Annotated in this window: 10 protein-coding genes, 1 tRNA gene and 1 pseudogene; 6 read left to right on the top strand and 6 right to left on the bottom strand. The window is 44.8% G+C overall.

Annotated elements, in window-relative coordinates:
- Positions 1-109 precede the first annotated feature (109 nt).
- Positions 110-1,306: an RNA-guided endonuclease InsQ/TnpB family protein gene (locus IM496_RS17285; protein ID WP_287662699.1), complete on the bottom strand. Its 1,197-nt coding sequence runs from the start codon at positions 1,304-1,306 to the stop codon at positions 110-112.
- A 261-nt stretch (positions 1,307-1,567) separates the two neighbouring features.
- A complete protein-coding gene (locus tag IM496_RS17280; protein ID WP_287662697.1) occupies positions 1,568-2,809 on the bottom strand; it encodes a GAF domain-containing sensor histidine kinase in 1,242 nt (413 codons plus the stop codon).
- A 388-nt stretch (positions 2,810-3,197) separates the two neighbouring features.
- Here IM496_RS17280 and IM496_RS17275 point away from each other — a divergent pair, with 388 nt between their 5' ends.
- Both IM496_RS17275 and IM496_RS17270 read left to right on the top strand, forming a co-directional pair.
- Entirely contained in the window at positions 3,198-3,512 is a 315-nt protein-coding gene (locus IM496_RS17275; RefSeq protein ID WP_046661342.1) for a DUF3155 domain-containing protein, read from the top strand.
- A gap of 479 nt (positions 3,513-3,991) precedes the next feature.
- A complete protein-coding gene (locus tag IM496_RS17270) occupies positions 3,992-5,008 on the top strand; it encodes a type I glyceraldehyde-3-phosphate dehydrogenase (protein ID WP_002731954.1) in 1,017 nt (338 codons plus the stop codon).
- 5 nt (positions 5,009-5,013) lie between these two features.
- Here IM496_RS17270 and IM496_RS17265 read toward each other — a convergent pair whose 3' ends face one another.
- Positions 5,014-5,790: an ABC transporter permease gene (locus tag IM496_RS17265; protein ID WP_287662695.1), complete on the bottom strand. Its 777-nt coding sequence runs from the start codon at positions 5,788-5,790 to the stop codon at positions 5,014-5,016.
- Positions 5,791-5,916: 126 nt separating this feature from the next.
- Here IM496_RS17265 and IM496_RS17260 point away from each other — a divergent pair, with 126 nt between their 5' ends.
- Together IM496_RS17260 and IM496_RS17255 are read left to right on the top strand one after the other, a co-directional pair.
- Positions 5,917-7,029 carry a DegT/DnrJ/EryC1/StrS family aminotransferase gene (locus tag IM496_RS17260; protein ID WP_104395270.1) on the top strand — a complete coding sequence of 371 codons (1,113 nt, stop codon included), beginning with the start codon at positions 5,917-5,919 and terminating at the stop codon, positions 7,027-7,029.
- A gap of 54 nt (positions 7,030-7,083) precedes the next feature.
- Positions 7,084-7,371: pseudogene (locus tag IM496_RS17255) on the top strand (IS1634 family transposase); the annotation flags it as partial.
- Between the two features lie 28 nt (positions 7,372-7,399).
- Here IM496_RS17255 and IM496_RS17250 read toward each other — a convergent pair.
- A tRNA-Pro gene (locus IM496_RS17250) sits at positions 7,400-7,473 on the bottom strand.
- Between the two features lie 71 nt (positions 7,474-7,544).
- On the opposite strand from IM496_RS17250, the gene lipA reads away from it, so the two are divergent.
- On the top strand, positions 7,545-8,450 hold the full coding sequence (gene lipA, locus IM496_RS17245; protein ID WP_416209703.1) for a lipoyl synthase: 906 nt from the start codon (positions 7,545-7,547) through the stop codon (positions 8,448-8,450).
- On the opposite strand, the gene rdgB is transcribed toward lipA, so the two are convergent.
- On the bottom strand, positions 8,413-9,006 hold the full coding sequence (gene rdgB / locus IM496_RS17240) for an RdgB/HAM1 family non-canonical purine NTP pyrophosphatase (RefSeq protein ID WP_194016475.1): 594 nt from the start codon (positions 9,004-9,006) through the stop codon (positions 8,413-8,415). The genes lipA and rdgB overlap by 38 nt on opposite strands.
- A gap of 248 nt (positions 9,007-9,254) precedes the next feature.
- Complete coding sequence (locus IM496_RS17235) at positions 9,255-10,178, bottom strand: class II fructose-bisphosphate aldolase (protein WP_287662693.1); 924 nt, start codon at positions 10,176-10,178, stop codon at positions 9,255-9,257.
- Positions 10,179-10,543: 365 nt separating this feature from the next.
- Between IM496_RS17235 and hflX the strand changes: the two genes are divergently transcribed.
- Positions 10,544-12,187 (top strand): GTPase HflX, encoded by a 1,644-nt coding sequence (hflX, locus tag IM496_RS17230; protein ID WP_194016473.1) that lies wholly within the window; start codon positions 10,544-10,546, stop codon positions 12,185-12,187.
- The last annotated feature ends 312 nt before the right edge of the window (positions 12,188-12,499 follow it).

Below are 12,499 nucleotides of genomic sequence, written 5' to 3'. Positions count from 1 at the left end.
TTTGACATCCTCACCGCCGTAAACGGACGGTGATTCCTCACCACGCCACCTTTTTGGGATGGTCGCGTCAATGGGGCTTCGGCCGTGAGCTCAGGCTTCGACGGTGAGCTCAGCCGAACCGCCGAACGGTTAACGCTTCACAGGATGCTGCTTCTTTAACAGAAGTCTTATGCTGTCCGACCCGTCCGTTTTTTAAGGTCTCCGATTGTCCACCGGCGACCTTGATATTGATTGCGGCGTTCACATCCCTATCATGAAAAGTCCCACAGAAAAAACATTCCCACTCACGGATATTTAACGCCTTTTTCCCGCCAATATTCCCACAACAGGAACATCGCTGAGACGTGGGCTCCCATCGGGAAATTGTCAGAAAATCACGCCCATATTTATCAGATTTTGCCGATAGCATATCTCGAAAAGAACGCCATCCTAAGTCTGATATGGCACGGGATAACTTCCGATTTTTAACCATTCCTGATGTGTTTAAATCCTCTAAAACTATCGTTTGTTTTTCACGAACAACTCTAGGGGATAGTTTATGCAAGAAATCAGTGCGAGTGTCTTTAATCTTTGCGTGGATTTTAGCTACTCGTTTTCTTGCTTTTTCCCGTCGGTTACTTCCTTTTTGTTTTCTAGAAAAGTTTCTCTGTGCCTTTCTTAGTCGTTTTAATCGTTTCTTTAACGGTTTCGGTGCGCTTATCTTTTCCCCTGTTGAAAGAGTCGCAAAGATAGCAATCCCTGGATCGATCCCTACAGTTTGCTCGTTATTTGGTAAAGTTTCGGGACGAATCTCGACAACGAAACTAAGAAAGTATCGATCCGCTGCATCTTTAATCACGGTAACGCTAGAAGGTTTAGAGGGTAATGGACGACTCCAAACGACTTTTAAATCACCGATTTTTGCCAAAGTAACGTGGTATTGATGAACGGTAAAACTATTATCGGTAAATCTTGCTGATTGTTGAGATTTACGTTTTTTAAACTTGGGAGGTTTTACTCTCTTTCCCTTCCTTTCTACCTTACAAGATACAAAAAAGCTAGAGTAAGCAGTCTCTAAGTCTCTCAAAAACTGTTGTAAAGGAATAGAAGAAACTTCAGTCAACCACTGTTTTTTTTCTGTTTTTTTTATCTGAGTTAGTCTTCTAGACAACTTTGTATATTTTGGCTTTTTCTCTCCTTGTTGATCGAGTTCTTGACAGTAAGCTAAGGTATCGTTCCAGACAACACGCACACACCCGAACAACTGAGACAAAAGCCCCTTTTGTTTGTTGGTTGGGTAAAGGCGATATTGATACCTTGCTTTCATTGAGTTAAAATGTGTCTGTCTGTACCCTATTTTAACTAGGTCTATCAATAATGTCAAGTCATATACGAAAAGAAAGACACTCTATAGTCATTGATCAGTAAACAGTAAAAAGACAGTAGGAAAATTCTATTTAATACTGCACACTTAAAAACTCACATCTGATAACTGATAACTGATAACTGATAACTGAGAGGTGCGCCACTGGAAGTTCTCAGATGCTCTATTAAAGATCAAGAAAAGCCGTCGTAAAACGACGGGGTTTTAACCCAAATTTTCGATAACTGGCATACTAACCCGAAAAACCGTGCCAGGGTAGGGGGAACTTGTCGGATCGGGATTGGGACTGACAAATTCAATCGTCCCCCCCATGCTGGTAATTAATTCTTTGGCGATCGCTAAACCCAATCCCGTACCAGGTATATCTCCCCCTGCTTGCACTCCCCGGTAGTGACGTTGAAAAATTCTTTCTTGATCACTCCTCGCTATGCCATAACCTGTGTCTTTAAAAACAATTTCTACACTATTCTTAACATTTTTTACCTCGACGGTGACTTTTCCGCCAGCAGGAGTATATTTGAGAGCATTATCAATTAAATTGCTGAATACTTCCCGCAAACCGGGGATATTGGCGCGAATAAGTGGTATGTCTTCCCCGTGAATCGTTTCTAGACTGAGATTTCTCTCTTTGGCTACGGCCTGGGCCGAAAGGAGCAGCGGATCGAGAATATCATGGAGATTGATCGGAGTTAGTTGGCTGCTGCCAGCAGGCAAGAGAAAGGTGGTGGGGGAAGATTGCGCTTGCAGGAGAGGAATATCGACGGTGGGGTAATTTTCGCTTTCTTGCTGAATTTGTGCCTCAAATTCGGCAATTAAGTCCCGAACTCGATCGCTTTCCCTCAATATACCGGTAATGGCGGGATCGTTACCTTCTTCGGCTAAAAGCCTTTTGAGTAGAAGTTTACCAAAGGTTTTTAAAGCGGTAAGGGGATTGCGGATTTGATGGAGAAAGGTATCGAGGCGCTGACGTTGCCATTGTCGATAATAGCGTTCTTCTCCCAATTGGCGATCAAGTACACAGGCTAAAGCGAGGGTTTGGGTGATTTTTTCCATCCGGGTTAATTCCCAACTTTGCCAAGGTCGTTTTTCTCTGGTTGTCACCAATAATCCGATCATGCCCTCTTCATACATTAAGGGTAAAAACAAGCGATGACCGCTGACGGTCTCCTGATTACTCCAGAGGTGGGATAAATCTTCTAACTTAACCGCAGTTAACAAGTCGGCCGCCGGTTGCCCTGGTTGCAAGGAAAGCCGCTTTTTTTGGGGAGAAGGGGGATTAAAGGGCGGATAAACAACGACTGGAATTAAATCACTCGATAAAGGTTCAGTTAAATAAACCGCACTTCTGTCCGCTTCCATTTGCTCCCGCAAAAGTTCCATCTGTGCCTGACAGAGGGCAATAAAATCATTACTCAGGGGAGTCCGGGAGGGGAAGGAGAAGGGCATACCAAGAAAGTAAAAAGTAAAAAATCAGAAAACCTTGATAAAGCTAGGGTTGCGAGTTTTATTTCCCAGTTTACACGGGAGAGAAGGGCGATTCTCTTGGATCGAGTGCAGCCAGTAAAAAGCAATTAGGACAAGGGTTTGGTCACTATTTTAGAGGTGGATCGCGGTATATATTAAAAAAAGTTTAAGAATAATAAGTTTTGTATCGGGATTTGGGGCTGTGTTTTTGTCAGAAAAACTTAAACATAGTCCCAGTCTAGCTTTTAGTCAAACTTGTTTGTAATTGGCTTTGTGAGAGACACTTGATTTCTTGGTCTAGAAGGGATATAATCGCTACGGCTTTTGTAACTATCATTACAACGATTAGCCAAAACAGGAGGTAATTGGGTTGGCCAGAAAACGGAAACGTAAAAGTCGCCGTCGTCAAGAAGGACGTAAGATACTTGAACTTGTACCCCAGTATAGTATTGAAAGTGGCGAGGATAAACCCGTAACTGCGGCGCGTAAGTATATTCAAGCTATAGGCATTAGCCCACCAGCTTTATTGATTGTTAAGCGTAACGAGCATACAACCGATCGCTATTTCTGGGCTGAAAAAGGACTGTTTGGAGCGCAATATGTGGAGGAAAACCACTTCCTTTTCCCAAGTTTGCGCGACCTACAGCCTCAGCCCGTCAAGGTAGCAGTAGCAGTTGCTAAATAAATCACAGGACTATTAATCTTATCATGGAAAGTGAACTCGTTTACAGAAAAGTAAACGAGTTTTTTTTGAGGATAAGAGGAGCGGGGACCTTTGAGTGATCAGTAATCAGTGAACTGGAAACTCATACTAAATCCGTTAAGTATAGGTAACATATCAGGATAGGCAAAAAGCAAGAGGCAAGAGGCAAAAGGGGGAATAAATAATCAGTTTTTAATAACTGGATTTAGTATCACATCCGATCGCCGAAAAGGCGAACAGCTAAGGAGGGAATGGGGTTATGAGAATCTTTTAGCGGTTATTTAGGCTAATTTTGGCTTTAAATCGCTTTAATCAATCAAATGTCCTCATTTAAACCCGATAGGATTGGTGAGCTAATAAATTATTTTCGATCAGGATCGTAAAGTTCAACCTTTAAGGTATGATTGGGAACATTAATTATTTTTTTATGTATTGCACTAAAACGTAGAGGGCAAGCAGCAGTGATTAGAGTAGCGATCAATGGTTTCGGACGGATTGGACGTAATTTCCTAAGATGTTGGTTAGGACGGACTAATAGTGGCTTGGAGGTAGTGGGGATCAATGATACATCCGATCCCCGGAGTAACGCTCACCTGCTCAAATATGACTCGATGTTAGGCAAACTTAACGCTAATATCGATGCCGATGATAATTCTTTAATTGTTAACGGTAAAACCATTAAATGTTATTCCGATCGCAATCCCCTCAATCTGCCCTGGGCAGAATGGGGTGTAGATTTAGTGATCGAAGCTACCGGTGTTTTCGTCGATGAAGAGGGCGCTTCTAAGCATATTGTCGCAGGAGCTAAAAAAGTCCTCATTACCGCACCGGGTAAAGGTTCGGGTGTGGGAACCTATGTGGTTGGTGTCAACGCTCACGAATACGAACACGATAAATACAATGTCATCAGCAATGCCAGTTGTACCACCAACTGTCTTGCTCCTGTCGTCAAAGTGATTCACGAAAACTTCGGCATCATCAAAGGGACGATGACCACCACCCACAGTTACACTGGTGATCAACGGATTCTGGATGCTAGTCACCGGGATCTGCGTCGCGCTCGTGCCGCCGCCGTTAACATCGTTCCCACCTCCACCGGCGCCGCTAAAGCTGTAGCCTTAGTTATCCCCGACATGAAAGGGAAACTTAACGGGATCGCTCTGCGTGTACCCACTCCTAACGTTTCTGTGGTAGATTTAGTGGCGCAAGTGGAAAAAAGTACGATCGCGGAACAGGTAAACGAAGTCCTCAAAGAAGCTTCGGAAAATTCTTTGAAAGGAATTCTCGAATATAATGATTTACCCCTCGTTTCCTCTGATTATCGCGGTGTTGATGCCTCCTCGATCATCGATGCCAGTCTCACCATGGTGATGGGTGGCGATATGGTGAAAGTTATCGCTTGGTACGATAACGAATGGGGTTACTCCCAACGGGTGGTTGATCTCGCTGAAGTCGTCGCCAGCAAGTGGAAAGGCTAAATCAGTTAACTGAGCAGTGATAAATTCTCACTGAAAAAGCGCCGATAGATTCCCTCTGTCACCAATTGAGCGGTGATTAGGTTAGCTAGGGCAATCATAAACAGGATCAGTATCTGGTAGGAAGCGGCGTTTAAAGGTTCACTTCCTGCCAATACCTGTCCGGTGAACATTCCGGGCAAACTGACTAAACCCACTACCATCATCTGATTGAGGGTAGGGATTAAACTAGCTCGAATCGCTTCTTTTTGATAAGCTGCGATCGCCTGTTGAGGGGTTGCCCCCAAACAAAGATGGGTTTCGATTTCTAAACGGTGACTTTTAATGGCACTGCTTAATCTTTCCCCGGCTAAAGAGGCACTATTCATCGCTTGCCCTAACACCATCCCCGTCAAGGGAATTAAGTATTGGGGTGAGTACCATTGTTCTGGTTGAATGATTAAAGCGATCGCATAACCTAAAGTTAGACAGCTACTAATCAATAAAGAGCCGAAAACTAGGGGTAATAAGCCTTTATCTCGGCTATCAATGCGATTTTTAGCAACAATAGTCGCGATAGTCATCATTACTGCCAAAATCCCCAGCACGGCTAGAGGATTATCCAAGGAAAAAATAACGGCGATAACGTAGCCTACCACTAATAATTGCAGGATCGATCGACCAGTCGCTAATAATAATTGTCCCTCTAGGGCTAAATTTGACCAACGGGAGAGGAGTAAACAAATACCCATCATCCCCAAAGCCCAACCCAAATCCACCAGATTTAGTTCTACTAATCCATCCATAAAAATAAAAGAAACAAATTAAAAGGATACTTCATCTATAGATAGCAAGTTTATAATTATTTTTGACTAATTATTCCTTTTTTTCCCCAACAAATCCCGATTAGTCTCTAATTTGAGTGAAAGCGCGTGAGTAAAATTCCCCCCGTCGATTTATCCCGTCAATACCAAGTCATCAGCGAAGAAGCTAACCATGCCGTTTTAGAAATCCTCCGTTCTGGGCGCTATATTGGTGGCGAAGCTGTGAGCGAATTAGAACGACAATTTGCCCTCTATCACGGTGTTAGCGATTGTGTCGCCTGTAATTCGGGAACCGATGCCCTTTATCTGGCACTGCGCGCCCTCGGTATTCAAGCGGGGGATGAAGTAATTACTTCCACTTTTTCGTTTATTGCCACCGCCGAAGCGATTAATTTAGTCGGGGCAGTGCCTGTTTTTGTCGATATCGATATTAATACTTTTAACCTCGATGTGGCACTGTTGGAAAAAGCGCTTACTCCCCAAACTAAGGCGATTATCCCAGTACACCTTTTTGGGCAATCTGTCAATATGTCTGAGGTGGTAAATTTCGCTCGTTCCCATAATTTATTTGTAATCGAGGATTGCGCTCAGGCAACGGGAGCAGAATGGCATGGGCAGAAAGTGGGGAGTATCGGCGATATTGGCTGTTTTAGCTTCTTTCCTACCAAAAATTTAGGCGGTTGTGGCGATGGTGGCGCAATTACCACCAATAACCCCGAGTTAGCGGCACAAATTCGCATGGTTAAAGAACATGGGAGCAAGGTGCGTTATCTTCATGAGGTAATCGGGGTGAATAGCCGCTTAGATGCCATTCAAGCGGTTATTTTGCAAATTAAGCTAAAATATCTCGATTTTTGGAATAATCAACGGATCGAGATTGCCCAACGTTATCGAGAATTACTGCAACCTTTGCCTAATATCACTTTACCCACCGCTTTAGCCGGGGGTAAGCACGTTTGGAATCAGTACACAATCCTAACGGAAAATCGTGACCAAATTCGGGCAGCTTTGCAGGAAAAAGATGTCCTATCTATGGTTTATTATCCGATTCCTCTGCATTTACAGCCGGTTTATCAGTATTTAGGCTATAAAAAAGGCGATTTACCCGTGGCTGAATTGGCCAGTGAAAAAGTGTTATCTTTACCTATGTTCCCCGATTTAAGCTTCGAGGAACAACAACAGGTAGCCTATGCGCTGAAAGATTGTTTGCATAGTTCCTGAGTTATCAGTGGGAATTAGGAATTAGGAATTAGGAAGTCGGGAGAAAAAAGCGGCGGGGGTATAGCCCAAAGATGGTTGCTAGTTGAAAGTCAAGCTAGACAAGAATCAGACTGGAAAAAATTAGAGAAAAAAATCGAGCAGGAAAAGAAAACAGCCCAAGAAAAAATCCGGCAACTATCCCGAGGAGAATTTGAGAATAGAGCGGTGGCGTTGGCGATAGCCAAAGGATTATCTGACTCCTTAAAATATCATCGGTTAACTGAGATTCAAGGGAATTACTTTCCACCTGACTCGAAGAAATTAAAAGCCAAACTGACCGACAATTACCCCTCTCAATTCTACTTTTGCCTCTCCCCTTGATTGTCTTTAATCGGGATGACAGGATTCGAACCTGCGGCCCCTTCGTCCCGAACGAAGTGCGCTACCAAGCTGCGCTACATCCCGAAAATTTTCAGCTAAATCATCATAGCATATTCGGCCTTGATTGGGTCGAGACTTGCTAGGATATTAGGGATATAGGCAAAAATTATCGGAGTAGTTCAGGCGTGACGGTCAAACCAGAGTGGTTACGGGTAAAAGCACCGCAATGGCAACGAGTCGGCAGTGTTAAGGAAGTTTTACGCGATTTAGGCTTAAATACCGTTTGTGAGGAGGCTTCCTGTCCCAATATCGGCGAATGTTTCCACGCGGGGACGGCTACCTTTTTAATTATGGGTCCTGCTTGCACTCGTGCCTGTCCTTACTGTGACATCGATTTTGAGAAAAAACCGCAACCTTTAGACTCCACGGAACCCCAGCGACTAGCGGCAGCCGTGCAACGTCTTGATCTTAATCATGTAGTGATCACTTCTGTCAATCGCGATGATTTGGCCGATGGAGGCGCTAGTCAATTTGTCCGTTGTATCGAGGAAATTCGCCGCATTTCCCCAAAAACCACCATCGAAGTGCTGATTCCCGATCTTTGTGGCAATTGGCAGGCTTTAGCTTTGATTCTTGCCGCTAAACCCGAAGTTTTAAACCACAATACCGAAACTGTTCCCCGTCTCTATCGTCGCGTGCGTCCCCAGGGTGATTACCAGCGTTCTCTAGAATTATTGCAGCGCGCTCGCGCCATTGTTCCCGCTACCTACACAAAATCGGGCATTATGGTGGGATTGGGGGAAACCGACGAGGAAGTGCGGCAAGTGATGGGCGATTTACGGGCCGTCGATTGTGATATTCTCACCATCGGGCAGTATCTGCAACCATCGCCAAAACATCTCGGTGTACAGGAATTTATCACCCCCGAACAGTTCCAAGCTTGGCGCGAATACGGTGAGTCCCTGGGATTTTTACAAATTGTTGCGAGTCCCTTGACAAGAAGCTCTTATCATGCTGAACAAGTCAGAGCCTTGATGAATTTGTATCCGCGAGAGTCTTGAGATGGGGCAGCAATTGCTGAAAAGCTCGTCCTCGATGGCTAATTTTTCTTTTTAATTCGGGAGACATTTCCGCAAAGGTTAAAGCGTATTCGGGGACATAAAAAATCGGATCGTAACCAAAACCACCTTTACCCCTAGGACTGGTGAGAATTTCTCCCGTGCAGATTCCTGTGGCGCTCAAGGCAATCTCACCATCGGGACGGGCGATCGCAATTACACAGACAAAACGGGCCGAACGATCCTGATTATCCCCTAATTCTCTGACTAGGCGATCGATTCTTTCTCGATCATTTTCACCATAGCGGGCCGAGTAAATCCCCGGGGCATTTCCTAACCCGGTTACTTCCAATCCCGAATCATCGGCGATCGACCATTCTCCCAATGTTAGAGCAATTTGAGCGGCTTTTAAATAGGCATTTTCGGCAAAAGTCGCCCCGGTTTCCTCTATCTCTAAATAATCGGGTTTTAACTGCAATTCTAGGTCGATATCGGTTAAGTATTCCCCTATCTCTGCCAATTTACCCGGATTACTCGTGGCTAGAATTAATTTTTTCATTGGCATTTTATCTCAGTGATCAGTGATCAGTTACCAGATGTGAGGTTTCAGCTTGCTAGACCTCCAGCTAAGTAGCTGGTTATAATTAAATTAAAAATGGATTTTAGGTTCGATACCCCCTTAATCCCCCCTTAATAAGGGGAAAGTTTTTAATACCTACCTACTTAATATTATCTCAAGACTAAAAGTCTTTCTGGTTGATTAACCCGTATTTTTTCAGTGAATTGCAGATATCTACTGATAACTGATTACTGTTTACTGATAACTGATAGTCCCGCTAACATTTGAGCGTAGGGAGTTTCGTGGAGGTGGGCCTTATTGACAGCACCAAAAAGGGTTAATTTGTCGATAATTACCGATTTCATCGCGGAAATTGCCTCTCCTGCGATCTCTAATAAATCCTTATCCTCTGGCCCGCAAATTTCCCGTTTCAGGGACTGCATATAGGCTTGACGCACTTCCGTATTAACATTAAATTTGCAGACTCCTAACTGGATCGATCGCCCGATCATTTCTGGGGGTAAACCGGAAGCACCGTGTAAAACTAGGGGAATAGACAGAAGTTGTCGAATCCGGGCCAGGCGATCGAAATCGAGACGGGGCGGACTTTTGTACTCGCCATGCACATTACCGATAGTTACGGCCAGAGAATCCACTCCCGTCGCCTGCACAAATTGCACTGCTTGCTCAGTATCTGTCATTTTAGCCTCTTTTTCGGCAATAGTTAACCCGTCCTCAGTGCCGCTAATTCGGCCGATTTCTGCCTCGACTACGGCCCCGTATTCGTGAGCTAAACGAGTCATTTCTTTGGTAAAAGCGAGATTATCTTGGTAGGGAAGATGAGAGCCATCGGCCATAATTGAGGTCATCCCCGCTTCTAGAGCCTCGTAGATGTCGCTGGCTTTAGTGCTATGGTCAAGATGGACCGAGATAGGAACCTTGGCCGAGCGAGCGGCCTCTAAACAGAGAGCGACGAGGGTGGAACTGCCATAACGCAAAGCACTGGGGTGAATTTGCAACATAGCGGGACTACGGCAATCCTCGGCGGCACTAATCACTGCTTTGACCCCTTCTAGGTTATAAACATTAAAAGCCCCGATCGCATAGATATTTTTGCGAGCGGTTTCGAGGAGTTCCTGAGTAGAAGCGAGCATAATATGGAAAATAACCATTGATACTGCCCAATTTTACCCTAATTAGGGCTGGCTTCTAGAGGACAAATAATACTAAATCCGTTGAGTATAGGCTACTTATAAGGATAGGCAAAAGGCAATAGGCAATAGGCAATAGGCAATAGGCAATAGGCAATAGGCAATAGGCAATAGGCAATAGGCAATAGGCAATAGGCAATAGGCAAAAAGCAACAGGCAAAAAGCAACAGGCAATAGGAGGAATAGATAATCAGTTTTTAATAACTGGATTTAGTATAAAAGGGCAGCGATGGTCATAATCGCTACAATAATAGATAAAATCCTAATTGTGAGGAAAGCCTATCGATACCATCTTCGGCAATACCCAGGGACTAAAAGCTAGTCAGATGAAACAGCTACAAAGGCTGTACCATGAACGCTTGCCTATCGATACTCTCACCACCCCAGAATTCGCCCAAAGACTGGCGGCCATCAGTACCGATATCCATCAACCCCTCTGCACCTATATCAACCGTCGCGGCCAGGTAATTCGTGTGGGAGTGGGAACCCCCCGACAAACCCAATTTTCTCTCTTGGAACTACCCCGCTACGGTTCCGAGCGTCTTTGCGGAATTCGTTGCATCGCCACGGAACTCAAGCAGGAACCGCCAAAAGAATCCAGTTTAACCGCCATGGCTCTGCAAAGATTAGACGCACTGGTGATCTTAACCCTAACCGGCACAGGCATGATCCGTCGCGGTGGTGGGGCGACCGGTTATGTGGAGCAGGTCTATCTGGCGCATCTCATACCACAAAGTCAAACAAATGTCAATAGTAATATATACTGGTCTGTCTCCCCGCCCTTAAATCTAGAGGATTTAAGCAAACAGGACTTTTTAGAGTTAGTGGAAGGACTAGAGGCGGAGTTTCAGCGAGAATTTACCGCTATAACCGTTGATACAGCCGAAGATCGGGTGCTATTGGTTGGTTTAATGACTGACAATATGAGCGATCGCCAGTTTGAGGACGGTTTAAGCGAATTAGAACGTTTAGTTGATACCGCCGGGGGTAAAGTTTTGCAAGTCACCCGACAAAAACGGGATCATCCCCATCCTCAAACTGTGATCGGTTCGGGAAAAGTGGCAGAAATCGCCCTACAGGTGCAAACTTCGGGGGCTAATTTAGTTGTATTCAATCGCGACCTTTCTCCCGCCCAAATTCGCAATCTAGAGAACCAAATCGGGGTGAGAGTGGTCGATCGCACCGAGGTGATCTTGGACATTTTCGCCCAACGGGCCCAATCGCAAGCGGGTAAACTACAGGTAGAATTAGCCCAATTAGAATACACTTTACCCCGTCTCACGGGGCGCGGATTAGCCATGTCGAGATTAGGGGGAGGAATTGGCACTCGTGGACCGGGGGAGACAAAATTAGAAACAGAACGCCGAACTATTCAACGTCGTTTATCCCGTCTCCAGGATGAGGTGGATCAACTGCAAGCTCATCGTTCCCGTTTACGCAAACAACGGCAAAAACAAGATGTAGCCAGTGTGGCGATCGTCGGTTACACCAATGCGGGAAAATCTACTTTAATTAATGCGCTCACCGCTGCCGAAGTTTATACCGCCGATCAACTGTTTGCTACCCTCGATCCCACCACCCGACGCTTAACTATTACCGATCCCCTCACCCAAGTCTCTCACACCCTTTTACTAACCGATACGGTGGGTTTTATCCACGAATTACCCCCCTCGCTGGTGGATGCTTTTCGGGCAACTTTAGAGGAAGTAACGGAAGCAGAAGCATTACTCCATCTAGTGGATCTCTCCCATCCAGCTTGGGAAAGTCAGATTGCCTCGGTGTTAAAAATCCTCTCCCAGATGCCGATTCAAACCGGTCCGATGTTAATGGTGTTTAATAAGTTGGATCAGGTAAAAAGCGAGGATTTGGAAATAGCTAAGGAAAAATATCCCCAAGCTGTTTTTATCTCGGCTATTCGTCGCCTAGGATTGGAAACTTTAAAACAAAAGTTAATCGATTTAACCGCTTAAGTATAGCAGTAAGCTGTCAGTATTCAGGAGTCAGGAGTTAGTCCTGATGCCAAACTTGGCACCGCTAAACATGAAAATATTCTGATTGACGAATTGGCGTTATTTCAACTTCTATTTTCAAGTCAGTGCCTCTCCTGATATGTAGCCTATACTCAAAGGATTTAGTATTACTTCCTGAGAGGGGGACAAGCGAGCTAGAAGGTAGATAGGGCAAGCGATATCGCTCTTTGTCCTTTGATGTAATCCTTCAACCGATAGCGGCTAATTTGCATTAGCTCTTCTATATTTTTTTGGAACATTTGATGTAGCTGG

The sequence above is a fragment of the Microcystis sp. M049S2 genome (genome assembly GCF_020245625.1).
In the GTDB taxonomy this organism is placed as follows: Bacteria; Cyanobacteriota; Cyanobacteriia; order Cyanobacteriales; family Microcystaceae; genus Microcystis; species Microcystis ichthyoblabe_A.
The sequence above is the reverse complement of the archived record's forward strand: the minus strand, read 5'-3'. Positions and strand labels throughout refer to the sequence as shown.

What these genes read in the sequence shown, in the direction of transcription:
- IM496_RS17285 (WP_287662699.1), bottom strand. Translation starts at nt 1,306, where the DNA reads ATGAAAGCAAGGTATCAATATCGCCTTTACCCAACCAACAAACAAAAG.
- IM496_RS17280 (WP_287662697.1), bottom strand. Translation starts at nt 2,809, where the DNA reads ATGCCCTTCTCCTTCCCCTCCCGGACTCCCCTGAGTAATGATTTTATT.
- hflX (WP_194016473.1), top strand. Translation starts at nt 10,544, where the DNA reads ATGAAACAGCTACAAAGGCTGTACCATGAACGCTTGCCTATCGATACT.
- IM496_RS17265 (WP_287662695.1), bottom strand. Translation starts at nt 5,790, where the DNA reads ATGGATGGATTAGTAGAACTAAATCTGGTGGATTTGGGTTGGGCTTTG.
- IM496_RS17235 (WP_287662693.1), bottom strand. Translation starts at nt 10,178, where the DNA reads ATGGTTATTTTCCATATTATGCTCGCTTCTACTCAGGAACTCCTCGAA.
- rdgB (WP_194016475.1), bottom strand. Translation starts at nt 9,006, where the DNA reads ATGAAAAAATTAATTCTAGCCACGAGTAATCCGGGTAAATTGGCAGAG.